18 protein-coding genes are annotated in these 25,278 nt (G+C 69.7%); 2 read left to right on the forward strand and 16 right to left on the reverse strand.

The features are described 5' to 3' along the window. Window positions 1-244 precede the first annotated feature (244 nt). The gene (locus AB0P24_RS02355; protein WP_365790213.1) at window positions 245-922 is read left to right on the forward strand and encodes a GAP family protein; all 678 of its coding nucleotides are present in this window, start codon (window positions 245-247) and stop codon (window positions 920-922) included. A gap of 300 nt (window positions 923-1,222) precedes the next feature. Here the strand turns inward: AB0P24_RS02355 and AB0P24_RS02360 are convergent, their stop codons facing one another. From AB0P24_RS02360 to AB0P24_RS02415, 12 genes are all read right to left on the reverse strand, one after another. Further along, window positions 1,223-3,196 (reverse strand): TIGR03960 family B12-binding radical SAM protein, encoded by a 1,974-nt coding sequence (locus tag AB0P24_RS02360; RefSeq protein WP_365790215.1) that lies wholly within the window; start codon window positions 3,194-3,196, stop codon window positions 1,223-1,225. 104 nt (window positions 3,197-3,300) lie between these two features. Beyond that, a complete protein-coding gene (locus AB0P24_RS02365) occupies window positions 3,301-4,806 on the reverse strand; it encodes a CYTH and CHAD domain-containing protein (protein WP_365790217.1) in 1,506 nt (501 codons plus the stop codon). Between the two features lie 134 nt (window positions 4,807-4,940). After that, window positions 4,941-6,140, reverse strand: coding sequence for a rod shape-determining protein RodA (rodA, locus tag AB0P24_RS02370; protein ID WP_365790219.1), 1,200 nt, complete (start codon window positions 6,138-6,140; stop codon window positions 4,941-4,943). Beyond that, on the reverse strand, window positions 6,137-8,392 hold the full coding sequence (mrdA, locus tag AB0P24_RS02375) for a penicillin-binding protein 2 (RefSeq protein ID WP_365790221.1): 2,256 nt from the start codon (window positions 8,390-8,392) through the stop codon (window positions 6,137-6,139). The genes rodA and mrdA overlap by 4 nt, the downstream gene beginning before the upstream one ends. 115 nt (window positions 8,393-8,507) lie before the next feature. After that, window positions 8,508-9,185, reverse strand: coding sequence for a rod shape-determining protein MreD (mreD, locus tag AB0P24_RS02380; protein ID WP_365790223.1), 678 nt, complete (start codon window positions 9,183-9,185; stop codon window positions 8,508-8,510). A 13-nt stretch (window positions 9,186-9,198) separates the two neighbouring features. Next, window positions 9,199-10,158, reverse strand: coding sequence for a rod shape-determining protein MreC (mreC, locus tag AB0P24_RS02385; protein ID WP_365790225.1), 960 nt, complete (start codon window positions 10,156-10,158; stop codon window positions 9,199-9,201). Between the two features lie 183 nt (window positions 10,159-10,341). Then, a complete protein-coding gene (locus AB0P24_RS02390) occupies window positions 10,342-11,361 on the reverse strand; it encodes a rod shape-determining protein (protein WP_046734341.1) in 1,020 nt (339 codons plus the stop codon). Window positions 11,362-11,691: 330 nt separating this feature from the next. Further along, the gene (ndk, locus tag AB0P24_RS02395; protein ID WP_181802096.1) at window positions 11,692-12,105 is read right to left on the reverse strand and encodes a nucleoside-diphosphate kinase; all 414 of its coding nucleotides are present in this window, start codon (window positions 12,103-12,105) and stop codon (window positions 11,692-11,694) included. A 151-nt stretch (window positions 12,106-12,256) separates the two neighbouring features. After that, window positions 12,257-12,616 carry a DUF4233 domain-containing protein gene (locus tag AB0P24_RS02400; protein ID WP_365790228.1) on the reverse strand — a complete coding sequence of 120 codons (360 nt, stop codon included), beginning with the start codon at window positions 12,614-12,616 and terminating at the stop codon, window positions 12,257-12,259. A gap of 2 nt (window positions 12,617-12,618) precedes the next feature. Beyond that, window positions 12,619-14,100, reverse strand: a complete 1,482-nt coding sequence (locus tag AB0P24_RS02405; RefSeq protein WP_365790657.1) for a folylpolyglutamate synthase/dihydrofolate synthase family protein — start codon at window positions 14,098-14,100, stop codon at window positions 12,619-12,621. 49 nt (window positions 14,101-14,149) lie between these two features. Continuing rightward, window positions 14,150-16,648 (reverse strand): SpoIIE family protein phosphatase, encoded by a 2,499-nt coding sequence (locus tag AB0P24_RS02410; protein ID WP_365790230.1) that lies wholly within the window; start codon window positions 16,646-16,648, stop codon window positions 14,150-14,152. Window positions 16,649-16,816: 168 nt separating this feature from the next. Next, window positions 16,817-19,447 (reverse strand): valine--tRNA ligase, encoded by a 2,631-nt coding sequence (locus AB0P24_RS02415; protein WP_365790233.1) that lies wholly within the window; start codon window positions 19,445-19,447, stop codon window positions 16,817-16,819. 137 nt (window positions 19,448-19,584) lie between these two features. Between AB0P24_RS02415 and AB0P24_RS02420 the strand changes: the two genes are divergently transcribed. Continuing rightward, window positions 19,585-20,583, forward strand: coding sequence for a hypothetical protein (locus AB0P24_RS02420; RefSeq protein ID WP_365790235.1), 999 nt, complete (start codon window positions 19,585-19,587; stop codon window positions 20,581-20,583). Between the two features lie 91 nt (window positions 20,584-20,674). On the opposite strand, the gene clpX is transcribed toward AB0P24_RS02420, so the two are convergent. The 4 genes from clpX to tig form a co-directional block, all read right to left on the reverse strand. Further along, a complete protein-coding gene (gene clpX / locus AB0P24_RS02425; protein WP_234535950.1) occupies window positions 20,675-21,961 on the reverse strand; it encodes an ATP-dependent Clp protease ATP-binding subunit ClpX in 1,287 nt (428 codons plus the stop codon). 202 nt (window positions 21,962-22,163) lie between these two features. After that, a complete protein-coding gene (locus tag AB0P24_RS02430; RefSeq protein ID WP_365790237.1) occupies window positions 22,164-22,829 on the reverse strand; it encodes an ATP-dependent Clp protease proteolytic subunit in 666 nt (221 codons plus the stop codon). 73 nt (window positions 22,830-22,902) lie between these two features. Beyond that, entirely contained in the window at window positions 22,903-23,508 is a 606-nt protein-coding gene (locus AB0P24_RS02435) for an ATP-dependent Clp protease proteolytic subunit (RefSeq protein WP_365790658.1), read from the reverse strand. A gap of 368 nt (window positions 23,509-23,876) precedes the next feature. After that, window positions 23,877-25,271, reverse strand: a complete 1,395-nt coding sequence (gene tig, locus AB0P24_RS02440; protein WP_365790240.1) for a trigger factor — start codon at window positions 25,269-25,271, stop codon at window positions 23,877-23,879. Window positions 25,272-25,278 lie beyond the last annotated feature (7 nt).

Consider the following 25,278-nt stretch of genomic DNA (forward strand, 5'->3'; position numbering starts at 1 on the left):
GGAGACGAGACGGTTAGCAGCCCGGAGCATCCGACCGAGCTGCGGGACTGTGCCGACTGCTGAGGATCGCCGTCCGGATGCACCGCTCCCGGAGAGGCCGCGGACCCGGTTCCGGGACCCCTTTTCACACGTCCCGGACGCGCCCACCACAGATCCACGGCCCGCGTTCAGACGGTCGGGGCACCCACTCCCGTAAGACGTCGCTCAACTTGACAGCTGCTCTGACCCCCACCTGGAGGCAATCATGGGCAAGGTTCTCGGTGACGTACTGGGTCTTGCGGCAGGCGTCGCGGTCAGCCCGCTCCCGATCATCGCGATCATCCTCATACTCGCCACGCCTCGGGGGCGCCTCAACGGAGTCCTCTTCACGATCGGCTGGACCCTGGGGCTCTCGGCGTTGGGCGCGGTGATGCTGGCGATCGCCTCCCCCGCAGGTGCCTCCGCCCACAATCACCCGGCTACCTGGGTGGGAGCCCTCAAGCTCGCCCTGGGCCTGTTCCTCGTTCTGTTCGGCGCCCGGCAATGGCACCGGCGCCCAAAGGATCCGTCGGAAGCACAGCTGCCGAAGTGGATGAGCGCGATCGACCGCCTCACGCCGGTCAAGGTCTTCGCCCTCGGACTGGCCCTCGCCGCGCTCAACGCCAAGAACGCTCCGCTGACCATCGCCGCGGGCGCCGCGATCGGCTCAGCCGGACTGCCGGTCGGGCAGCAGATCGCATCGCTGGCGATCTTCGTCGTGATCGCCACCCTCGGTCTGCTGGCCCCACTGGGAGTTTTCCTGCTCGGAGGAGAGCGAGCCAAGACCACGCTCGGCAACTGGAAAGACTGGGCAGCCCAGCACAACGTCGCCGTGATGGCGGTCCTGTTCTTTGTCCTCGGGCTGAAGCTGCTCGGAGACGGCATCGGCATCCTCATCTCCTGACGGGCTAGAACGGGGCGGAGACAGACCGGAGCGCCGGCACGGACAACGAACCCCCCTCCCCATCAGGGAAGAGGCTCAACAGGCCACGCGGGTAGACAAACCGAGAACGGGCTTCAGACCCACGCCGCCTCGGAGACGATCCGCGGAGCGCCTCCTCCAGGGCTCGGCAGCGGCGTCCGAGGAACGCGCTGCGGGGCCGGCTGCCGACAACCAGACACACCCGACAGCAGCCAAGGCACCGACTACCTCGTCCTCGCCCCTACGAATGCCTCAACCACCCGATCGAGTGCCTCGCCCACCTCAGTGCCCGTGTCCGCTGGTCGGAGCGTCCTTCTTGACCGTCAGGGGAAGCAGCTTCTTCCCGGTCGGGCCGATCTGGATGGTGGTGTCCATCGCCGGGCACACCCCGCAGTCGAAGCAGGGGGTCCAGCGGCAGTCCTCGACCTCTGCCTCGTCGAGGGCGTCCTGCCAGTCCTCCCAGAGCCAGTCCTTGTCCAGGCCCGAGTCGAGGTGGTCCCAGGGGAGGACCTCCTCGTAGGTGCGCTCGCGGGTGGTGTACCAGTCGACGTCCACGCCGAAGGGGGCGAGGGCCTTGTCGGCGCAGGCCATCCAGCGGTCGTAGGAGAAGTGCTCGCGCCAGCCGTCGAAGCGGCCGCCGTCCTCGTAGACGGCGCGGATGACGGCGCCGATGCGGCGGTCGCCGCGGGAGAGGAGGCCCTCGACGATGCCGGGCTTGCCGTCGTGGTAGCGGAAGCCGATCGAGCGGCCGTACTTCTTGTCGCCGCGGATCTTGTCCCTCAGCTTCTCCAGGCGCGCGTCCGTCTCCTCGGCGGAGAGCTGGGGCGCCCACTGGAAGGGGGTGTGGGGCTTGGGGACGAAGCCGCCGATCGAGACGGTGCAGCGGATGTCGTTGGAGCGGGAGACCTCGCGGCCCTTGGCGATGACCTTCGTCGCCATGTCGGCGATCTGCAGGACGTCGTCGTCGGTCTCGGTGGGCAGGCCGCACATGAAGTACAGCTTCACCTGGCGCCAGCCGTTGCCGTAGGCCGTCGCGACGGTCCGGATGAGGTCGTCCTCCGAGACCATCTTGTTGATGACCTTGCGGATGCGTTCCGAGCCGCCCTCGGGGGCGAAGGTCAGGCCGGAGCGGCGGCCGTTGCGGGTCAGTTCGTTCGCCAGGTCGATGTTGAAGGCGTCGACGCGGGTGGAGGGGAGGGAGAGGCCGATCTTGTCTTCCTGGTAGCGGTCGGCCAGGCCCTTGGCGATGTCGCCGATCTCGGAGTGGTCGGCGGAGGAGAGGGAGAGCAGGCCCACCTCCTCGAAGCCGGTGGCCTTGAGGCCCTTGTCGACCATCTCGCCGATGCCGGTGATGGAGCGCTCGCGGACCGGGCGGGTGATCATGCCGGCCTGGCAGAAGCGGCAGCCGCGCGTGCAGCCGCGGAAGATCTCGACGGACATGCGCTCGTGGACCGTCTCGGCGAGCGGGACGAGGGGCTGCTTGGGGTAGGGCCACTCGTCGAGGTCCATGACGGTGTGCTTGGAGACACGCCAGGGCACGCCCGACTTGTTGGGGACCACGCGGGCGATACGGCCGTCGGGGAGGTATTCGACGTCGTAGAACGCCGGGATGTAGACGGAGCCGGTCTTCGCGAGGCGGAAGAGGACCTCCTCGCGGCCGCCGGGGCGGCCCTCCGCCTTCCACTCGCGGATGATCTTCGTCATGTCGAGGACGGCCTGCTCGCCGTCGCCGATGATCGCCGCGTCGATGAAGTCGGCGATGGGCTCGGGGTTGAAGGCCGCGTGGCCGCCGGCCAGCACGATGGGGTCGTCGATCGAGCGCTCGCGCGACTCCAGGGGGATGCCGGCCAGGTCCAGGGCCGTGAGCATGTTCGTGTAGCCGAGCTCCGTGGAGAAGGACAGGCCGAACACGTCGAAGGCCTGTACGGGGCGGTGGCTGTCCACGGTGAACTGGGGGACGCCGTGCTCGCGCATCAGCGCCTCCAGGTCCGGCCACACGCTGTACGTGCGTTCGGCGAGGACGCCCTCCTGCTCGTTGAGCACCTCGTAGAGGATCATGACGCCCTGGTTGGGCAGGCCGACCTCGTACGCGTCCGGGTACATGAGCGCCCAGCGGACGTCGCAGGCCTCCCACGGCTTGACCGTGGAGTTGAGCTCTCCGCCGACGTACTGGATCGGCTTCTGCACATGCGGGAGCAGAGCTTCGAGCTGCGGGAACACAGACTCAGCGACCTGGGAGGCGGCTTCGGCAGGCATCGCGCGGACCTTTGTGAGGTGGCTGGGGGGCACCCCCGGCCGGTGGCTGGGGGAGGGTGACCATCAAGCCTAACCCGGTCGGCGGCCTCCCCCGTACGCCCGGATCACACGGGCGCCTTGGCCTTGATGCTCTCCCAGGCGTCCGGTGTCTCGGCCTCGACCGCCGCCGCCCGCTGTTCCTCGCGGCCGTACAGCAGCCCGTAGGTGAACGCGCTCTCCCCGGCCGCGTGCGCCACGGCGGACAGCTCGCGCAGCGTCACACGGGCCATCACGCTGTCCTGGTGCTCGCCGAGCATGCTTTGCAGGGACTTCATGGACTTGGTCGTCGTCCTGGCCGGTTTGCCGAGGGCGGGGCCGGCCGCCTCGGCCGCGTAGCGGGTGCGCTTGGCCTTCTTGCGGGCCTCGTGCAGGCCGAGGTCGCGGTCGTGGCCGGGGGGCTGGGCCATGGCCGTCTCGATCAGGTCGGTGACCTTGTCGAAGTCTTTGCGTACGGCCTTGGCGAGGACCTTTGCGGGGTCGCCGGCGGCCGCCTTCAGCAGGGGCGGGTCGGCGGCCAGGGCGTCCAGGGTGTCCAGGAGGGTCAGGTAGCGGGCTGAGTCGAGGACGCCGAGGAGCCGGGCGCGGGAGCCGCGTTCGCTCGCCTCGGCCCAGTGCTGCAGGCGGTCGTGGACGGGGCCGTGGACGAGGGCGGGGGGTACGTCGGCGAGGGCGGACATCAGGCGTTCGGCGAGGACCTCCTGGTCGCGGCCGACGCCCAGTTCGCCGGCGAGCCATTTCAGCTCGTCGGCGATCGGGTCGGTGACCTGGCGGTCGAGGACCTTGCGGAAGGTGCGGAAGGTGCTGCGCAGCCGGCGGGTGGCGACGCGCATGTCGTGCACGCCCTCCTCGGTGTCCAGGCGGACGGCCGGGTCGAGCTCGACGATCGCGTCGCGCTGGGCGCGGACGTAGGCCATGACGTGGTCGCCTGCCGTGACCGGCGGGGCCGTGTCGCTCTTCGGCGGGCGGGGCTTGCCGCCCTTGGTCTCGGCCAGGGCGCGGGCGAGTTTCGACGCGGCCTTCGAGGGGTGCACGCCCGCTTTGCCGAGTCGTTTCTCCACCTTGTCGAGGAAGGCGGGGTCGCCGCCGTCGGCGAGTTCCACCTCGATCTCGGTCCACTGTGCCCTGCCCTCGCCGCCGAAGAGCCGGTCGGCCCGGACACGGTCGACGCTCACCTCGGCGAGCAGGGCGCCGTGGGCGTCGACGAGGTGCTGGACGTCGCGGGTGGTGCGCAGCCGGATCACCGGGACCAGCCGGCCCTCGCGGACCCGGGAGCGGGTCAGGGCGGCGAGTTCGCCGGGGAGCGTGTCGGAGAGGGGGGTGTGGATCTCGTCCCGGACGCCGGGGGCGACGGGGAGTTTGAGGTGCCAGCCTGCGTCGGTGCCTCCGCTGCGGCGGCGCAGGGTGACCTTGGCCGAGGCCAGGCGCAGGTCCGAGGTGTCGTGGTAGGTCGCGTCGAGTTCGGCGGTGCCCTTGTCGACGACGTTCGCGACTCCGGCGACGCCGGTCAGATCGGGCAGGCCACTGTCACCGGATTCGTACTTGCGCTCGATTTCACGCTTCGTATCCGCCATGAGTTGAATCTAGTGCCGGGGCCGCCGCAGAGGCAGGGGCCAATGAGGGTAAATCAGAGGGAAACCGGATCGGGATGAGAGGTGAACAGGCCGGTGGGCGTGTTCACCTCTCCGGGTTCCCGGGGTGCGGCCGTCTATGCCGACATCGGCCGCTGCACCCTGATCGACTGAAGCAGCCCCACCGCCACCCACACCGCGAACATCGACGAGCCGCCGTACGACACGAACGGCAGCGGAAGGCCGGTGACCGGCATGATGCCGAGGGTCATCCCGATGTTCTCGAACGCCTGGAACGCGAACCACGCCACGATCCCCGCCGCGACGACCGTGCCGTACAGCTCGGTCGTCTCGCGGGCGATACGGCAGGCGCGCCACAGGACGACGCCGAGGAGCAGGATGATCAGGCCCGCGCCGACGAAGCCCAGCTCCTCCCCCGCGACCGTGAAGACGAAGTCGGTCTGCTGCTCGGGGACGAACTGGCCGGTGGTCTGCGAGCCGTGGAAGAGGCCCGCGCCGGTCAGGCCGCCGGAGCCGATCGCGATGCGGGCCTGGTTGGTGTTGTAGCCGACGCCGGACGGGTCGAGGCTCGGGTTGGCGAAGGCGGCGAAGCGGGCGATCTGGTACTCGTCCAGGATGTGCAGCTGCCAGATGGCGACGCAGCCGGTCACGCCGGCGGCGAGCAGGCCGAAGACCCAGCGGTTGGAAGCGCCGGAGGCGAGCAGCACGCCGAGGATGATGGTCACCATGACCAGGACCGTGCCGAGGTCGGGCATCAGCAGCACGATGAGGATCGGGACCGCGGCCAGGCCCAGGGACTGCAGGACGGTGCGGTGGTCGGGGTACTTCTTGTCACCGGCGTCCACCCGCGCCGCCAGTATCATCGCCATGCCCAGAATGATCGTGATCTTCACGAACTCGGCGGGCTGTAGTGAGAAGCCACCGCCGAAGACGATCCAGTTGCGGCTGCCGTTGATGGTGGCGCCCAGCGGGGTGAGCACCGCGAGGATGCCCAGCAGGGAGAGGCCGTAGAGGATCGGTACGGCGTTGCGGAGCTGGCGGTGGCCGACCCAGATGGTGCCGATCATCAGGGCGAGCCCGATGCCGGTGTTCATCAGGTGCCGGACCAGGAAGTAGTACTGGTCGCCCTGGTTGATCTCGGTGCGGTTGCGGGTCGCCGAGTACACCAGCACCGAGCCGAGCAGGGACAGGGCGATGGACGCCAGCAGCATCGGCCAGTCCAGCCGGCGGGCCAGCGAGTCGCGGGCGAAGACCCTGGTCCAGCCGGGGCGTGCCGGGCCGTACCCGGAGACGGAGAAGCTGTTGACGCCGGTCATGTGAGCATCCTCCGGCTGCCCCGCTTGCGCGGTCGCCTGCGGGTGGTGCGGTTGCCCGCGGACGGTGAGGCCGTGGTGGCGGCCGGGGTCTGCCCGTTGCCGGTGGTCTTGTCGCCCTGCTGGGAGAAGACCTGGAAGTCCTTCGCGGGGTCCTTGGAGATCTTCGGGGAGTCGATCGTGCCGTCCGTGCGGACCTTCGGCAGGCCCTTCTGCGGGGTGTAGAGCAGCGCCTTCGACTTGTCGACGGAGCCGTCGGCCGACACGCCGTACAGCGCGCTGTAGATGTTGCGGACCGCCTCACCGGAGGCACCGGAACCGGTACCGGCCTGGGAGATGGTCATGATGACCGTGTAGTCCTTGCTGTAGGTGGCCAGCCACGACGTGGTCTGCTTGCCGTAGACCTCGGCGGTGCCGGTCTTGCCGTGCAGGGCGATCTTGTCCTGCGGCCAGCCGCCGAACTTCCAGGCCGCCGTACCGCGCGTGATGACGCCCGCGAAGGCCTCGTCCATGCCCTTGACGGTGGCCTGGGTGACCGGCAGTTTGCGCACCACCTTGGGCTTGATCTCCTGGACGGTCTTGCCGTCGGCGCTGATGATCGCCTTGCCGATGGTCGGCTGATACTCGGTGCCGCCGTTGGCCACGGCGCCGTAGATCATCGCCTCCTGGATCGGCGTGACGAGGGTGTCGCCCTGGCCGATGGAGTAGTTGATCTCGTCGCCCTCGCGCATCTTGTTGCCTTCGAGGCAGTTCTCGTACTCGATCTTCTCGACGTAGGTGCCGTCCTTCTTCCCGGACTTGCACCAGGCGTCCTTGTTGGCCTTCCAGTAGTCGATCTTCCACTGGCGGTCGGGGACGCGGCCGGTGACCTCGTTGGGCAGGTCGACGCCGGTCTCCTTGCCGAGGCCGAACTGGTGGGCGGTCTTGAAGAAGTAGTCCCTCGGCTCGCCCGGCTTCGGGTTGATGCCGCCGTCCTTCTTCCACTCGCGGTCGGCGAGGCCGTAGAAGACCGTGTCGCAGGAGACCTCCAGGGCGCGGCCCAGGGAGATGTCGCCGAAGTTCTCGCCCTCGAAGTTCTTGAAGACCTGGCCGCCCACCGAGTAGGAGCTGGTGCAGGGGTAGCCGCCGTCCCAGGCGTAACCGGCGTTGACCGCGGCGGCGGTGGAGACCACCTTGAACGTCGAACCGGGGGCCGCCTGACCCTGTATGGCCCGGTTCAGCAGCGGGTAGTCGGAGTTCTTGCCGGTGAGGGCCTTGTAGTCCTTGGCGGAGATGCCGCCGACCCACACGTTCGGGTCGTAGGTGGGGGCGGAGGCCATGGCGACGATCCGGCCGGTCTTGGCCTCCATCACGATGACGGCGCCGGAGTCGGCCTTGTAGTTCTCGTGGGTGATGCTGTCGTACTGCTGGCGGGCGGCCTTCATCGCCTTGTCCAGCTCGTTCTCGGCGACCCGCTGCACCCGGGAGTCGATGCTGGTGACCAGGTTGGAACCGGACTCGGCGGCATCGGACGTGGCCTTGCCGATGACGCGGCCGAGGTTGTCGACCTCGTAGCGGGTGACGCCGGCCTTGCCGCGCAGTTCCTTGTCGTACTCCCGCTCCAGGCCGGAGCGGCCGACCATGTCGGAGCGCAGGTAGGGCGAGGAGGTGTCCTTGGCCTGCTGGATCTCGTCGTCGGTGACCGGGGAGAGGTAGCCGAGGACCTGGGCGGTGTTGGACTTGCCGGGGCTCGGGTAGCGGCGCACCGCCTCGGGCTCGGCCGTGATGCCGGGGAAGTCCTCGGAGCGCTCGCGGATCTGCAGGGCCTGCTTGGCGGTGGCCTCGTCGGTGATCGGGATCGGCTGGTACGGCGAGCCGTTCCAGCAGGGCTGGGGGGTCTTGGCGTCGCAGAGGCGGACCTTCTGCATGACCTCCGTGGGGCTCATCCCGAGGACGCCCGCGAGCTTGGTCAGGACCGCCTTGCCGTCGTCCTTCTGCTTGAGCAGGTCGGTGCGGGAGGCGGAGACGACCAGCCGGGTCTCGTTGTCCGCGAGGGGGACTCCGCGGGCGTCCAGGATCGAGCCGCGCACGGCGGGGTCGACGACCTGCTGGACGTGGTTGCCGGAGGCCTCCTTCTGGTACTCGGCGCCCTCGCGGATCTGCAGATACCACAGGCGGCCGCCGAGGGTGCCGAGCAGGGAGAGGACGAGGATCTGGATGACGACGAGACGGATCTGGACCCGTGGGGTCCGACCGGTCTCGGGAATGTTGGTCACTGGGCTGGCTCCCCCTCTCCCTGCACACATGCGCCTGCGCGTACGAATGATGAACGACGGACCTGTGAGGCCGCGTTCCGCCCCCGTGCACCCTTTCGGGTGAACTGCCCCGTGTTCACAGGCGCTTGACCCCCTTGATGCGGCCGACCCGGACCGTGCGGGTGCGGACCTTGGCCTTGAGGCCGCCGAGGCCGCCGCGCTGGCCGCCGATGCGCATTCCGGTGCCGGAGGAGATCCAGCCCGCGGAGATGTCGCCCGCCCTACCGCCGGAGTTGGCCTCCGTCAGCGGGTCGTTGTCGGCGCGGCGGGCCAGGGCCATGACGCCGGGGACCACGAACGGGGCGAGCAGCAGGTCGTAGAGGGCGGCCGTGATCAGCAGGCTGGTCAGGCCGACGTGCCGGGCGGCGGTGTCGCCGACGAGGGCGCCGACGCCCGCGTACAGCAGGGTGGAGCCGATGGCGGCGGCGACCACGACGAGCATCGGGCCGGTCGCGGACTTCAGGCGGCCGTTCTCCGGCTTGATGAGGCCGGCGAAGTAGCCGACGACGCACAGCACCAGGGCGTAGCGGCCGGCCGCGTGGTCGGCGGGCGGGGCGAGGTCGGCGAGGAGTCCGGCGCCGAACCCGACGAGGGCGCCGCCCACATGGCCGTACACCATGGCCAGGCCGAGGACGGTGAGCAGCATGAGGTCGGGGACGGCGCCCGGCAGGTGGAGGCGGGCGAGGACGCTCACCTGGATGACCAGGGCGACGACGACCAGGGCGGAGGAGAGCAGGATCCGGTTGACACGCATGGGGGATTCGCTCCTACTGCTGCTGGTCGTTGGTGCCGGTACCGTTCGCGCCCGCGCTCGCGCTCGCGGACGGGGTGACCGTGACGGTCACCGTCGGGGTCGGGGTCGGCTTGGGTTTGGCCGGGAGCACCTCGTCACGTGGGTCCTTCTTGGGTGCCTCGACGACCACGCCGACGACGTCGAGCTTGGTGAAGGACACGAACGGCGTGACGTACAGGGTGCGGGTGAGGCCGCCGTTGGACGGGTCGACGCCGGTGACGGTGCCGACCGGGACCCCGGGGACGAACGGTTTGTCGTTCTGGGAGCCGAAGGTGACGATCCGGTCGCCCTTCTTCACCTCGGCCTTGCCGTTGAGGAGTTCGACGCGCAGCGGGCGGTCGCCCTGCCCGGAGGCGAAGCCGAGTTCGTCGCTGCCCTCCATGCGGGTGCCGACGGTGAAGTCGGGGTCGTTGGCGAGGAGCACGGTGGAGGCGTCCGGGCCGACGGTGGTCACGCGGCCGACCAGGCCGTCGCCGTTGAGTACGGTCATGTCCCGCTTGATGCCGTCGTTGTAGCCGACGTCGATGGTGATGGTCCAGGAGAAGCCCTGCGCCGACCCTATGGCGATGACCTGGGCGCCCTTGATGCCGTACTGGCCCTCGGCGGCGATGTTCAGCATCTTGTCGAGCTGCGCCAGGCGGCTGCGGTTGCGGTCGCCGCTGCCGAGCTTCGCCTTGAGGGTCGCGTTCTCCTTCTCCAGCCGGGCCAGCCGGTCGTGCCGTTCGCCGGAGTCACGGACGGCGGAGACGGCGTTTCCGACCGGGTCCACCACCGTCGACATGCCGTTCTCGATCGGGCCGAAGACCGCGGCCGCGGCCTGCCGGGCGCCGTCGACCGGGGAGTTCCTGCCACCTCGGATGTCCACCGTGATCAGCGCGAACGCAATGGCGATCAGCAGCACCAGGAGCAGCCGGCTCTCTTTCGTGTCCCTCACGTGCGGCGGCCGTGCCTTCCTCAATAGGAACTTGCGGGGCTTGGTTGCGGAAGCTTGTGAAGCATGTGGGGGTGCGGAGGCTTGTCGGTGTGGGGAACCCGCTCTGTGCGAGCCTATGCCTCCATATCAGCGATCCGCCGCACGAGGGGAGATCATCTCGTACGGCGGAATCGAAGAGTTACGTCATCTGCGCGGCTGGGCGTCCAGGACCTGCTGGAGCGCCTCGAACTCCTCGACGCACTTGCCGGAACCGAGCGCCACGCTGTCCAGCGGGTCCTCGGCGATGTGGATCGGCATGCCGGTCTCGCGGCGCAGCCGCTCGTCCAGACCGCGCAGCAGCGCTCCGCCGCCGGTCAGAACGATTCCCCTGTCCATGATGTCGCCGGACAGCTCCGGCGGGCACTTGTCGAGGGTCGTCTTGACGGCGTCGACGATCGCGTTGACGGGTTCCTCGATCGCCTTGCGGACCTCGGCGGCGGAGATGACCACGGTCTTCGGCAGCCCGGACACCAGGTCCCGGCCGCGGATCTCGGTGTGCTCGTCGGAGTCGAGTTCGTACGCCGAACCGATCGTGATCTTGATCTGTTCGGCCGTCCGCTCGCCGAGGAGGAGGCTGTACTCCTTCTTGATGTGCTGGATGATCGCGTTGTCCAGTTCGTCACCGGCGACGCGGATGGACTGGGCGGTGACGATGCCGCCGAGCGAGATGACCGCGACCTCCGTGGTGCCGCCGCCGATGTCCACCACCATGTTGCCGGTGGCCTCGTGGACCGGCAGGCCGGAGCCGATGGCGGCCGCCATGGGTTCCTCGATGATGTGCACCTGGCGGGCACCGGCCTGCGAGGACGCCTCGATGACGGCACGGCGCTCGACACCGGTGATACCGGAGGGCACGCACACGACGACACGCGGACGGGCCAGATACCGCCGCTTGTGGATCTTCAGGATGAAGTAGCGGAGCATCCGCTCGGTGATCTCGAAGTCGGCGATCACGCCGTCCTTCAGCGGGCGCACGGCGACGATGTTGCCGGGCGTGCGCCCGATCATCTTCTTCGCCTCCGCGCCGACCGCCAGGATTCCACCGGTGTTCGTGTTGATCGCGACAACGGACGGCTCGTTGAGTACGATCCCGCGACCCCTGACGTACACCAGCGTGTTGGCGGTCCCGAGGTCGACAGCCATGTCACGGCCAATGAACGACATTGAGTTCCCCATCAGGATTCGTCTGGCCTTCCCGGGAGCTTTTGAGGGCATTTCAGGTCGGCGAAGTGGGTGCTGTGGCGTGAAGGCTTACATCGTAGACGCGCCTGCACGAACACTGCGCGAGGGTCTTCGCCATTGTCAGCACGTACGGAGCCGCCTCGCTTGTGGAGACGGGCCAACGGGGCCACTCGTTCCCCCGATCGGCACGCATATGCCGAGGGACGGCCGAAATCGTCCGGCCGTCCCAGGTCATGCAGCCCCGTGGACTGACGCTTCGTCAAAAACGTCCACGAAAACTCCGTACTGGCCCGCTGCGGGCCTCCGGAGGGGCTACGCGCGGCCCGGGAAGAAGATCTTGACCTCGCGCTCGGCGGACTCCTCCGAGTCGGAGGCGTGGATCAGGTTCTCGCGGACGATGACGCCGAAGTCACCGCGGATGGAGCCGGGCGCGGCGGCGATCGGGTCGGTGGGGCCGGCCAGGGCGCGGATGCCCTCGATGACCCGCTCGCCCTCGACGATCAGGGCGACGACCGGGCCGGAGGCCATGAACTCGACCAGCGGTTCGTAGAACGGCTTGCCGACGTGCTCGGCGTAGTGCTGCTCCAGCGTGGCGCGCTCCAGGGTACGCAGCTCCAGCGCGGTGATCTGCCAGCCGGCCTTGCGCTCGATACGGCCGATGATCTCGCCGGTCAGGCCCCGACGGACGGCGTCGGGCTTGAGCAGGACGAGGGTGCGCTGGGTCACGGGAGGGCTCCTTCGGTACTGGCCGGGTGCGGTGAGGAGAGGCTACAGGGCTGGTCTGAGCCTCCGTTACACAGTGTGCGGGTGGGCTGGTGCGGCCGCCCTCTGGGGCTGTCGCCCCCGGACCCCCGCCTCGGCCTGAACGGCCTCGTCCTCAGGCGCCGGACGGGCTGTTGTTTTCAGCACCCCGCGCCGCGAAGCGGGCCTTCGCCTCGTCGATCTTCTTGCCGTAGTGGACCGACGCCCACCACAGACCTGCGAAGACCGCGCCCAGGAAGTACATCGTCGGCACGAAGACACCCGAGGCGACCAGGGCGATCTGCAGGGCCCAGCCGAGGGCCACGCCGCCCGGGCGGGTGATCACCCCGCACAGGGCCACGCACAGGACCATCGCGATGCCGCTGACCAGCCACACCGTGGAGGCGGACAGGCCGGGGTCCTTCATGGCGACCAGGGCGGCGAAGCCGATGACGAAGAACTCGCCGATCAGGGTGGAGGAACACAGCGTGCGCACGGTCAGCCCCTCCCGAGGAGCAGGCGGGCCTCGCCCACGGTGATGACGGAGCCGGTGACGAGCACCCCGCCGCCGGCGAACTCGCCCTCCTCCTCGGCCAGCGTGATCGCGGCCTCCAGGGCGTCGGGCAGCCGCGGCTCGACCTGGACGCGGTCCTCGCCGAACACCTCGACGGCGATCGCGGCGAGCTCGTCGGCGTCCATGGCTCGGTGGCTGGAGTTCTGGGTGACCACGACCTCGGCGAAGATCGGCTCGAAGGCCTCCAGGACGCCCCGGACGTTCTTGTCGCCGCTGGCCCCGACCACGCCGATCAGCCGGCTGAAGTCGAAGGCCTCGCCGACGGCCTCGGCGGTGGCCCGCGCCCCGGCCGGGTTGTGGGCGGCGTCGAGGACGACGGTGGGAGAGCGCCGTACGACTTCCAGGCGGCCCGGGGAGGAGACGGCCGCGAAGGCCTTGCGGACCGTGTCGATGTCCAGGGGCCCGGGGTGCTGCGAGCCGACCCCGAAGAACGCCTCCACCGCGGCGAGCGCGACGGCCGCGTTGTGGGCCTGGTAGGGGCCGTGCAGGGGCAGGTAGACCTCGTCGTACTCGCCGCCGAGGCCGCGCAGGGTCATCAGCTGGCCGCCGACGGCGACCTGGCGGGCGACGACCCCGAACTCGAGTCCCTCACGGGCGACGGTGGCGTCCACCTCGACGGCCTTCTTCAGCAGCACCTGCGCCGCGTCCACCGGCTGCTGGGCCAGGATCACGGTGGCGTCCGGCTTGATGATCCCGGCCTTCTCGGCGGCGATCTCGGCGGTGGTCGCACCGAGCCGGTCGGTGTGGTCGAGGTCGATGGGGGTGACGACGGCGACGTCACCGTCGATGACGTTCGTGGCGTCCCAGGAACCGCCCATGCCGACCTCGACGACGGCGACGTCCACGGGGGCGTCCGCGAAGGCCGCGTACGCCATCCCGGTGAGCACCTCGAAGAAGGAGAGCCGGTACTCCTGCTGGGAGTCGATCAGCTCGATGTACGGCTTGATGTCCTGGTACGTCTCGATGAACCGCTCGGCGGAGACCGGGGCGCCGTCGAGGCTGATGCGCTCGGTGATCGACTGCACGTGCGGGCTGGTGTAGCGGCCGGTGCGCAGGTCGAAGGCGCCGAGCAGGGCCTCGATCATGCGGGCGGTGGAGGTCTTGCCGTTGGTGCCGGTGATGTGGATCGAGGGGTACGACCGCTGCGGGTCGCCCAGCACGTCCATGAGGGCGGCGATCCTGGTGACCGACGGCTCCAGCTTGGTCTCGCCCCAGCGGGTGGCGAGCTCCGCCTCGACCTCGCGCAGGGCCTTGTCGACCTCGGGGTCCTCGGGGCGGCCGGGGACGCCGGCCTGCTGCGGGCCGCCCTGCGTGCGCAGGGTCCGGCTGCCGGCCTCGATCACGGCGAGATCGGGGTCGCGCGACCCCGCCGCGTCAGCGGCTGATGTCTGCGCGGCCTCGACGATGTCGTCGAAGTGCTCGTCGAAGCTCTCATGGGGGTCGTGCGGAGGCAGATCACTCACGGGACCAGTCTACGGAGCCCGGCGAGCGCGTGGACGCGTCGGTCGCCGGCAGCGCCTGCTCGCACCAGATCGTCTTGCCCGCCGCGGTCTGCCGGGTCCCCCACCGCCGGCTGAGCCGGGCCACCAGCAGCAGGCCCCGGCCGCCCTCGTCGAAGACCCGGGCCCGCCGCAGATGGGGGGCGGTGCCGCTGCCGTCGGACACCTCGCAGATCAGCGTCCCGGTGTCGCGGATGAGCCGCAGCCGGATCGGGGAGCCGCCGTAGCGGATGGCGTTCGTGACGAGTTCGCTGACCACCAGCTCGGTGGTGAACGACAGTTCGTCCAGTTTCCAGGCGCCGAGCTGGCCGGTGGTCAGGGTCCGGACCCGCGCGACGTGCTCGGGGTCCGCCGGGACCTCCCAGGTGGCCACCTGGTCGCCGGGCAGGGCGCGGGTCCGGGCGAGCAGCAGGGTGACGTCGTCGGCGGGTTCGCCGGTGCGCAGCGCGGCCACCACCCGGTCGCAGTCCGCCTCCAGCGACTCCCCCTTCCCGGACGCCGCCAGCGCGCGGCGCAGCCGGTCGAGGCCGTGGCCCAGGTCGAGGTCGCGGGAGTGCACCAGGCCGTTGCTGAACAGTGCGAGGGTGGCGCCCTCGGGGAGGAGGAGGTCGGTGGTCTCGAACGGCAGCCCGCCGAGCCCGAGCGGCGGGCCGGCCTCGCCGGGAGCCGGTTCCACCGCGCCCTCGGGAGAGATCACGAAGGGCAGCGGATGGCCGGCGCTGGCCAGCGAGCAGTGCCGCGAGACCGGGTCGTAGACGGCGTACAGGCAGGTCGAACCGACCTCGTCGGCCTGTTCCCCGGCGCCGTCGTCGAGGTGCAGGACCAGGTCGTCCAGGTGGGTGAGGAGTTCGTCGGGGGGCAGGTCGACGTCCGCGAGGGTGCGGACCGCCGTGCGCAGCCGGCCCATGGTGGCGGAGGCCTGGATGCCGTGGCCGACGACGTCCCCGACGACCAGGGCCACCCGGGTGCCGGACAGCGGGATCACGTCGAGCCAGTCGCCGCCGACTCCGGCGCGGGTGCCGGTGGGGAGGTAGCGGTAGGCGAAGTCGACGCTCGGGGAGTCGGGCAGGACGTGCGGCAGCAGACTGCGCTGGAGCGCCAGCGCGGTCTCGCGCTCCCGGGTGTAGCGCCGCGCGTTGTCGATGGCGGTCGCGGACTTCGCGGCGAGTTCCTCCGCGTCGGACAGGTCGTCCTCCTCGAACGGCGGGGAGTCCCGGGTGCGCCAGAAGACCGCCACGCCCATCAGGACGCCCTGGGCCGACAACGGCACGGTGATCAGCGAGCGCATGCCGTAGTCGAGGAGCCGGTCCGTGTGCGGCGCGTCGGGAAACCTCGCTCTTCGGGTGACCCGCAGATCGGCGATGAGGGCCGCGCCGACGCCGGTGTGCCGGGGGGCCTTGGACGGCGGTTCCACGGCGATCAGGGCGCCGACCGCATCCAGCGGGGAGTCGTCGCGGACGCCGCCCTGGGCCACGCGCCGCAGGACGGTCTCGGCGGCCGTCGGCTCCCCGCCCCGCAGCAGGGACTCCTCCAGGTCGACGGTGACGAAGTCGGCGAACCGGGGCACGGCCACCCGCACCAGTTCGTCGGCGGTCTGCCCGACGTCCAGGGTGTTGCCGACGGCGGTGCCGGCGTCGTAGAGCAGCCGCAGCCGCCGGTGGCTCTTCTCCAGCGAGCCGGCCATGGTGTTGAACGCCGCCTCCAGCTGGCCGATCTCCCGGCGCCCGGAGAGCGGTACCCGCGCGCCGAGGTCTCCGGCGGCGAGCCGGGTGGCGAAGCGGGCCATCCTGCGCACCGGCCAGACGATCACCCGGGTCAGGTAGGCGCCGAAGGCGACGATCAGGACGACGGCCACGGCGACGCCGGCGGACGCGGCGATCGTCAGCATGCGCATCCGGGCCTCCAGCGCGTTCTCGCGCCGGTTGATCGCGAGGCGCTCGTCGTGGAGGTAGCGGGAGAACTGGCCGCGGAGCGCGTCGAGCCGCTGCTTGCCCTCCAGCGTCCGCGCCGTGCTGCTCGCGTCACGATCGCCGCGCCGGGCCGCGGCCACGAGCGGGACCGAGTAGTCGTCGACGAAGGACTGCCCGGCCCGCTGGATCTGCCGGGCGAGCTGCCGCTGGGCGGGGGACGTGCTGATGTCCACGAGCCGCTGTGCCTGCGCGGGGAACGCGGCTCTGGCGGCCCGCCAGGGCGCGAGGAACTCGTCCTGGCGGGTGATGACGTAGCTGCGCTGCCCGCCCTCCATGTCGAGGACGATGCCCTGGACCACCCCGAGCTGGTCCAGGGCCGGCCGGCCGCTGCGGGCGGAGAGCAGGGAGTGCCGGGCGTCCTGGATCGCCAGCACCAGCATCAGGAAGACGAGGCCCATCAGGACGGCGAGCAGGGCGCCCGCGACAGTGGTCAGGGGGACCAGCCCCCGGTGCGGAGGTGTCCTCGTTCGGCCCCTGCGCTGCATGTGGGCGTTCCCTCCGCCACAAAGCACCAAAGCGGAACATTGAGGTCATGTTCCTACTTTTGGATTGTAGGGCTGGACTCTTCGCACGGGCGCCCGGCAGCCCCGTGGGAAGGGGCCGCCGGACGCCTGCGGGAACGCCTCGGTACGCCTGCGAGGGCGCCGCTTCGACTACGCCTGCGGGAGGCGGTCCAGCTGGGCCTGGATGCGCGCGATGTCCTCGTCGGCCTTCGCGAGCCGCGTGCGGATCTTGTCCACCACGTTGTCCGGGGCCTTCGCCAGGAACGCCTCGTTGCCCAGCTTGGCCGTCGCCTGGGCCTTCTCCTTCTCGGCGGCGGCGAGGTCCTTGGCCAGACGCTTGCGCTCCGCCGCCACGTCGATGGTGCCGGAGAGGTCCAGGGCGACCGTGGCACCGGCGACCGGGAGGGTCGCCGTCGCCGCGAAGGCGTCGCCCTCGGGCTGTAGGCGCAGCAGCTGGCGGATGGCCGCCTCGTGCGGGACGAGGGCCGTACCGTCCAGCGTCAGCCGGGCGGGGACCCGCTGGCCGGGCTGGAGGCCCTGGTCGGCGCGGAAGCGACGGACCTCGGTGATGACGGACTGCAGGCTCTCGATCTCCCGCTCCGCCGCCTCGTCCCGGAAACCGCTGTCGGCCGGCCAGTCGGCGATCACGACCGACTCGCCGCCGGTCAGCGTCGTCCACAGGGTGTCCGTGACGAACGGGACGACCGGGTGCAGCAGCTTCAGGGTGACGTCGAGGACCTCGCCGAGGACGCGCTGGGAGACCTCGGCGCCGCGGCCGCCCGCCTGGAACGTGGTCTTGGACAGCTCGACGTACCAGTCGAAGACCTCGTCCCACGCGAAGTGGTAGAGGGCGTCGGAGAGCCTCGCGAACTGGAAGTCGTCGTAGAACGCGTCGACTTCGGCGACCGTCTTGTTCAGGCGGGAGAGGATCCAGCGGTCCGTCGCCGACATCTCGGACGCATCCGGGAGCGGGCCCTCGACCGTCGCGCCGTTCATCAGCGCGAAGCGGGTCGCGTTCCAGATCTTGTTGGCGAAGTTCCGGGACGCCTGGACCCAGTCCTCGCCGATCGGCACGTCGGTGCCGGGGTTGGCGCCGCGGGCCAGGGTGAAGCGGACGGCGTCGGAGCCGTACTTGTCCATCCAGTCCAGCGGGTCGACGACGTTGCCGAAGGACTTCGACATCTTCTTGCCGCGTTCGTCGCGGACCAGGCCGGTCAGCGCGATGGTCTTGAAGGGGACCTCGCCGTCCATGGCGTAGAGGCCGAACATCATCATCCGGGCGACCCAGAAGAAGATGATGTCGTGGCCGGTGAGCAGGACGTCGGTCGGGTAGAACTTCCGCAGGTCCGCGGTCTGTTCGGGCCAGCCGAGGGTGGAGAACGGCCACAGGCCGGAGGAAAACCAGGTGTCCAGGACGTCGGTGTCCTGCTTCCAGCCCTCCGCCTCGGTGCCGGGCGGCTCCTCGTCGGGGCCGACGCAGACGACCTCGCCCTCGGGGCCGTACCAGACGGGGATCCGGTGGCCCCACCACAGCTGGCGCGAGATGCACCAGTCGTGCATGTTGTCGACCCAGTCGAAGTACCGCTTCGACATGTCCTCGGGGTGGATCCTGACCCGCCCGTCGCGGACCGCGTCACCGGCGGCCTTCGCCAGCGGGCCGACCTTGACCCACCACTGCATGGACAGCCGCGGCTCGATGGTGGTGCCGCAGCGCGAGCAGTGGCCGACGCTGTGGACGTACGGCCGCTTCTCGGCGACGATCCGGCCCTGCGAGCGCAGCGCCGCGACGATGGCGGAGCGCGCCTCGAACCGGTCCAGGCCCGCGAACGGGCCGTGGACGGTGATGACCGCCCGCTCGTCCATGACGGTGATGGACTCCAGGCCGTGCCGCTGGCCGATCGCGAAGTCGTTCGGGTCGTGGGCCGGGGTGACCTTGACGGCACCCGTGCCGAACTCCGGGTCGACGTGCGTGTCCGCGACGACGGGGATGGTGCGGTCGGTCAGCGGGAGCTTGATGCGCTTGCCGACGAGGTGCCTGTAGCGCTCGTCGTCGGGGTGGACGGCGACGGCGGTGTCGCCGAGCATCGTCTCCGCACGCGTGGTGGCGACGACCAGGGTCTCCTCGCCCTCGCCGTACTTGATGGAGACCAGCTCGCCGTCGTCCTCCTGGTACTCCACCTCGATGTCCGAGATGGCCGTCAGACAGCGCGGGCACCAGTTGATGATGCGCTCGGCGCGGTAGATCAGCTCGTCCTCGTACAGCTTCTTGAAGATGGTCTGGACGGCCTTGGACAGGCCCTCGTCCATGGTGAAGCGCTCACGGTCCCAGTCGACGCCGTCGCCGAGCCGGCGCATCTGGCCGAGGATCTTGCCGCCGTACTCTTCCTTCCACTGCCAGACGCGCTCGACGAACGCCTCCCGGCCGAGGTCCTGACGGGACTTGCCCTCCTCGGCGAGCTGCTGCTCGACCTTGTTCTGGGTGGCGATGCCGGCGTGGTCCATGCCGGGCAGCCACAGCGACTCGAAGCCCTGCATGCGCTTGCGGCGGGTCAGCGCGTCCATCAGCGTGTGCTGGAAGGCGTGGCCCAGGTGCAGCGAGCCGGTGACGTTGGGCGGGGGGATGACGATGGTGTACGCGGGCTTGTCGCTCTTGGCGTCGGCCCCGAAGTAACCGCGCTCCACCCAGCTCTCGTACAGCGGCCCCTCCACGTCGGCCGGCGCGTACTGGGTCGGCAGTTCGGTGCTGGGCGCTGTGGGCTGCTGCTGAGCGTTCTCGGTCACGGGGCTCAGTTTAGAGGTGTCCCGGCACTGTCCCGAAACGCGTTTGTTCTGTAACGGTGGGCAGCCCCTTGCCGTGAGTCCCCTGTGACTGGGTCAGGATGTCAGGAACACATAAGCATCTGGAGGGGAACCCAGAGATGAGCCACAACCAGCCGGGCCCGTACGGCGGGCCGCCGCCGCAGCAGCCGGGACCCTACGGGCCGCAGCCGGGTCCGTACGGTCAGCCGCCGCAGGCGCCCCAGCCCGGCTACGGCTACCCGCAGCAGGCTCCGCCGGCGGCCCCGCCGCAGCCGGGGCCCTACGGTCAGCCACCCCAGCCCCCGCAGCCGGGCTACGGCTACCCGCAGCAGGGCGTTCCCCCGCAGCCGAACCCGTACGGCCAGCAACCCCCGTACGGCCAGCAGCCGCCGTACGGCCAGCCTCCCTACGGCGTTCCGCAGCCGCCGGCGCCGGGTGGCGGGAAGAAGAGGACGGGGCTGATCATCGGGGCGGTCGCCGTGGTGGCGGCGATCGGCGTGGGGGCGTACTTCGTGCTCGGCGGGACCGGATCCGGCACGCTGAAGGACGACGGGCCGCACAAGCTGACCGCGCCGGCCTCGGTCCTGTCCGGCAAGTACCAGCGGTACGGCGACTCCTCCCAGGAGAAGGCCAGTTCGAGCGATGCGAAGGACCTCGCCAAGGCCGGCGTCACCGACGCCACCTCGGTCGGCGCGGTCTACTCGACCATCGACCTGAACTCCCTCGACGCCACCGATCCGACCAGTGTGGCCAAGGCGCAGACCGCCGAGAACTTCACCTTCTTCGGCGTCTACGGCTCGGTGAAGGACCCGCAGGCGGCGCTGGACGCCACCTTCACGCAGATGAAGGCGAACAGTTCCTCCGACGACGACGTGAAGCTGGTCGGCGACGCGCAGTCCGTCTCGCCCGACGGTCTGGACGGCGCGGTGATGAAGTGCCAGCAGGCGAAGGGCAAGAGCCGGCTCACCGGCAAGGACCAGACGGCGTACATGTGCATCTGGGCGGACTACAGCACCATCGGCATCGTGGAACCGACGGCGGGTGTGAAGACGTACACCCTGGACGAGTCGGCGAAGATCGCGGCCGATGTGCGCGGTGACGTGCGCGTCGCCCGGTAACCGCCGCCGGCGCTGACGGGCGCACGCTCACGCACGCGAAAGCGCCGGGCCCTCCTCCCAGGAGGGCCCGGCGCTTCGGTGTTGACGGGGGTTACGCCGACTTCTGCTCGCCCGAGCCGCGGCCGCGCGCGTCGCGCGGGATCAGGGTCGGGTTGACGTTGGAGTGGACGACGTCGGCCGTGACGACGACGCGGGCCACGTCCTTGCGGGACGGGACCTCGTACATCACGGACATGAGGACTTCCTCCATGATGGCGCGCAGGCCGCGGGCGCCGGTCTGCCTCAGGATGGCCTGGTCGGCGATGGCCTCCAGGGCCTCGCGCTCGAAGTCCAGCTCCACGCCGTCGAGTTCGAAGAGGCGCTGGTACTGCTTGACGAGCGCGTTGCGCGGCTCGACGAGGATCTGGAGGAGGGCTTCCCGGTCGAGGTTGTGGACGCTCGTGATGACGGGGAGGCGGCCGATGAACTCCGGGATCATGCCGAACTTGACCAGGTCCTCGGGCATGACGTCCTCGAACTGGTCCTTGGCCTCCAGCTCCCGCTTGGAGCGGATGGTCGCGCCGAAGCCGATGCCCTTGGCGCCCGCCCGGGACTCGATGATCTTCTCCAGACCGGCGAAGGCACCGCCCACGATGAACAGCACGTTCGTCGTGTCGATCTGGATGAACTCCTGGTGCGGGTGCTTGCGGCCGCCCTGCGGCGGGACGGAGGCCGTGGTGCCCTCCAGGATCTTCAGCAGGGCCTGCTGCACGCCCTCGCCGGAGACGTCTCGCGTGATCGAGGGATTCTCGCTCTTACGGGCGACCTTGTCGATCTCGTCGATGTAGATGATCCCGGTCTCGGCCTTCTTGACGTCGTAGTCGGCGGCCTGGATCAGCTTGAGGAGGATGTTCTCCACGTCCTCGCCCACGTAGCCGGCCTCCGTCAGCGCGGTGGCGTCGGCGATCGCGAACGGGACGTTCAGCATGCGGGCCAGGGTCTGCGCCAGGAGCGTCTTGCCGGAGCCGGTGGGGCCCAGCAGGAGGATGTTGGACTTCGCCAACTCGATGGCGTCGTCGCGGCCTTGGGCGCCGCCGTTCTCCCCTGCCTGGACGCGCTTGTAGTGGTTGTACACCGCGACCGAGAGGGCCTTCTTGGCGGGTTCCTGGCCCACCACGTAGCCCTCGAGGAACTCGTAGATCTCGCGGGGCTTGGGGAGTTCCTCCCAGCGGACCTCGCTCGTCTCGGCGAGCTCCTCCTCGATGATCTCGTTGCAGAGATCGATGCACTCGTCGCAGATGTACACACCGGGCCCTGCGATGAGCTTCTTGACCTGCTTCTGGCTCTTGCCGCAGAACGAGCACTTGAGCAGATCGCCGCCGTCACCGATGCGTGCCACGGTGTGCTTCCCCTTCGCCTGGGAGACGCCTGGACGCTTTCGAGTCCAGCGGCTCCTGGTGCTGCCTTATGTCGACGGTACCTTGCCGGGCCCCTCGTACGGGCCCCCCTTGGCACGGTTCACTTTGACGTGCGCCTTGCCGTGCGCGCGGTCAAACCGTGCCAAGGGCGGCAGAGAACACATTCTCTGCCGACGGCCGCTGTCAGCGGACCTCAGCGTTGTTCATCTTCCGGGTGGAGATGATCTGGTCCACGATGCCGTACTCAAGCGCTTCCTCGGCCGTGAGGATCTTGTCGCGCTCGATGTCCTCGCGGACCTGTTCGAGCGACCGGTTGGAGTGCTTGGCCAGCATGTTCTCCAGCTGCTCACGCATCCGGGTGAACTCGTTGGCGATGATCTCCAGGTCGGAGAGCTGACCGCGGCCGGTGGAACCGGCCGGCTGGTGGATCAGCACGCGGGAGTTCGGCAGCGCCATGCGCTTGCCGGGCGTGCCGGCGGCCAGCAGGATGGCCGCGGCGGAGGCCGCCTGGCCCATGCAGACCGTCTGGATGTCGGGCTTCACGAACTGCATCGTGTCGTAGATCGCCGTGAGGGCGGTCATGTCGCCGCCCGGGCTGTTGATGTAGATCGAGATGTCCCGGTCCGGGTCCATCGACTCCAGGCACAGCAGCTGTGCCATGACGTCGTTGGCGGAGGCGTCGTCGATCTGGACGCCGAGGAAGATCACCCGCTCCTCGAAGAGCTTCGCGTACGGGTCGTACTCGCGGATGCCCTGGGAGGTGCGCTCCACGAAACGCGGGATGACATAGCGGGCGTCGGGCCGGGGACCGTCGTAACGGGCGTCGGCGGCGCCGGGGAAGTTGCTCATGAGGGTGTTCACCGTCCTGGTGGCGTTCGGGGGGCTGGGGTATCGGCGGTGCGTGGCATGGCCGGGCCTGGCGTCAGGCGCCGGTGCCACCGCCTCCCGGAACACCCGAGGCGTTCCTGATGATCTCGTCGATGAGACCGTACTCCTTGGCCTCGTCCGGGGTGAACCAGCGGTCGCGGTCGGCGTCGCGGAGGATCGTCTCGACCGACTGGCCCGAGTGGAGGGCGGTCAGCTCGGTCATGGTCTTCTTGGTCCGCAGCAGGTACTGGGCCTGGATCTTGATGTCCGAGACCGTACCGCCGAGGCCCGCGGAGCCCTGGTGCATCATGATGTCCGTGTGCGGCAGGGCGAAGCGCTTGCCGGCGGTGCCGCCGGTGAGCAGGAACTGGCCCATCGAGGCCGCCATGCCCATGCCGATCGTCACCACGTCGTTCGGGATGAACTGCATGGTGTCGTAGATCGCCATGCCGGCCGTCACCGAGCCGCCGGGGCTGTTGATGTAGAGGTAGATGTCCTTGTCGGGGTCAGCCGCGAGGAGCAGCAGCTGCGCGGTGATCTTGTTGGCGATGTCGTCGTCGACCTGCTGGCCGAGGAAGACGATCCGCTCGCCGAGCAGCCGGTTGTAGACCTGGTCGCCGAGGCCACCACCGATGGAAGGGTCGCCGGCGGCTGAGGGCATCAGATTCGTCACGTATCCACCTGCTCGTCTTACGACGGCGCCGGGCCGTCTCACGTTTCCTTAGCCGGGGGCTTGGCTGCCCTCGTACTCATGGACCCTAACGCGATGGTCCCTTCGGAGAATCCCGGTAACAGGGCTGTTCGCCGGGGGCGTAGTGCCCACGGCGGTGGGCCGACGGCTACTCGCCGTGGTTGTGGGGCTGCGCGGGCGCGGGCGGGTGCGTGGTTGGCCGCTCGCGCCCACGCCGCGGTGGCCCAGATCCGACACAGCCCCGCGCCCCTACGGGGCACCGCAGCCCAGGGGGATGGCAAAGGGGCCCCCGGGATGGTCCCAGGAGCCCCTGTGCGCTGTTACGGGTGCCGTGGAGCTCAGTCCTCGGTCTTGTCCTCGGCGGGCTCGTCCGCGGCCTCGGCGGCGGCCTCAGGGGCCTCCGTCCCGGCCTCGTCCTCGTCCTCGTCGTCCAGGTCGACGATCTCGCCGTTGGTGTCCTTCACCGTGGCGGCCTCGACCACGACGGCCAGGGCCTTGCCGCGGGCGACCTCGCCGACCAGGAGCGGGACCTGGCCGCCCTCGACGACGGCCTGGGCGAACTGGTCGGGGGACATGCCGGAGGAGGCCGCGCGCCGCATGAGGTGCTCGGTGAGCTCCTCCTGGTTGACGTTGAGCTTCTCCTGCTTGACCAGCTCGTCGAGGACGAACTGGGTCTTGATGCCCTTGACCGCGGCTTCCTTGGTCTCGGCCTCGAACTCCTCGGCGGTCTTGCCCTGGATCTCCAGGTACTTGTCGAGGTCCAGGCCCATCTGGGCGAGCTGGTGGTGCTCCAGGTTGTGCTTGCGGGTGTTGATCTCGTCCTCGAGCAGCTTCTCGGGGACCGGCACCTCGACCAGTTCCAGCAGCTTCTCCAGGACGCGCTCCTGGGCCTGGGTGGCCTGGTCGTACGTCTTCATGTTGGCGAGACGCTTGCGGCTGTCGGCCTTCAGCTCGTCCAGGGTGTCGAACTCGGAGGCGAGCTGCGCGAACTCGTCGTCCAGCTCGGGCAGCTCGCGGGCGGCGACCTGGGTGACCTTGACGGTGACCTCGGCCTCCCGGCCGGCCGCCGAGCCGCCCTTGAGCTCGGAGGTGAAGGTGGCCTCGCCACCGGCCTCCAGGCCCTTGACGGCGTCGTCGATGCCGTCGAGGAGCTCGCCGGAGCCGATGGTGTAGGAGACACCGCTGGCGATGCCGTCCTCCAGGACCTCGCCGTCGACCTTGGCCTCCAGGTCGATGGTGACGACGTCGCCGTCCTCGGCGGCGCGCTCGACCGGGGAGGTCGAGGCGAAGCGCTCGCGGAGCTGCTCGACCGACTTCTCGACGTCCTCGTCGCTGACCTCGACGGCGTCGACCTCGACCTCGATGCCGGAGTAGTCCGGGATCTCCAGGGTCGGGCGGACGTCGACCTCCGCGGTGAAGTTCAGCGTCTCGCCGTCCTTCAGCTCGGTGATGTCGACCTCGGGCTGGCCCAGCGGGTTCAGCTCGGCCTCGTTGACCGCCTCGGTGTAGAACTTCGGCAGCGCGTCGTTGACGGCCTCCTCCAGGACCGCACCGCGGCCGAACCGCTGGTCGATGACGCGGGCCGGGATCTTGCCCTTGCGGAAGCCCTTCACCGTGACCTGCTGGTTGATCTTCTTGTACGCCGCGTCGAGGCTGTCCTTGAGCTCCTCGAAGGGCACCTCGACAGTGAGCCGAACCCGGGTCGGGTTCAGGGTCTCCACGGCGCTCTTCACGGTTCGG

This window comes from Streptomyces sp. NPDC086519, from assembly GCF_040686075.1.
Taxonomy (GTDB): Bacteria; Actinomycetota; Actinomycetes; order Streptomycetales; family Streptomycetaceae; genus Streptomyces; species Streptomyces shenzhenensis.

Coding starts and splice junctions, on each gene's coding strand:
- AB0P24_RS02355 (WP_365790213.1), top strand. CDS start 245: ATGGGCAAGGTTCTCGGTGACGTACTGGGTCTTGCGGCAGGCGTCGCG.
- AB0P24_RS02360 (WP_365790215.1), bottom strand. CDS start 3,196: ATGCCTGCCGAAGCCGCCTCCCAGGTCGCTGAGTCTGTGTTCCCGCAG.
- AB0P24_RS02365 (WP_365790217.1), bottom strand. CDS start 4,806: ATGGCGGATACGAAGCGTGAAATCGAGCGCAAGTACGAATCCGGTGAC.
- rodA (WP_365790219.1), bottom strand. CDS start 6,140: ATGACCGGCGTCAACAGCTTCTCCGTCTCCGGGTACGGCCCGGCACGC.
- mreD (WP_365790223.1), bottom strand. CDS start 9,185: ATGCGTGTCAACCGGATCCTGCTCTCCTCCGCCCTGGTCGTCGTCGCC.
- AB0P24_RS02390 (WP_046734341.1), bottom strand. CDS start 11,361: ATGTCGTTCATTGGCCGTGACATGGCTGTCGACCTCGGGACCGCCAAC.
- AB0P24_RS02410 (WP_365790230.1), bottom strand. CDS start 16,648: ATGCAGCGCAGGGGCCGAACGAGGACACCTCCGCACCGGGGGCTGGTC.
- AB0P24_RS02420 (WP_365790235.1), top strand. CDS start 19,585: ATGAGCCACAACCAGCCGGGCCCGTACGGCGGGCCGCCGCCGCAGCAG.
- AB0P24_RS02430 (WP_365790237.1), bottom strand. CDS start 22,829: ATGAGCAACTTCCCCGGCGCCGCCGACGCCCGTTACGACGGTCCCCGG.
- AB0P24_RS02435 (WP_365790658.1), bottom strand. CDS start 23,508: ATGCCCTCAGCCGCCGGCGACCCTTCCATCGGTGGTGGCCTCGGCGAC.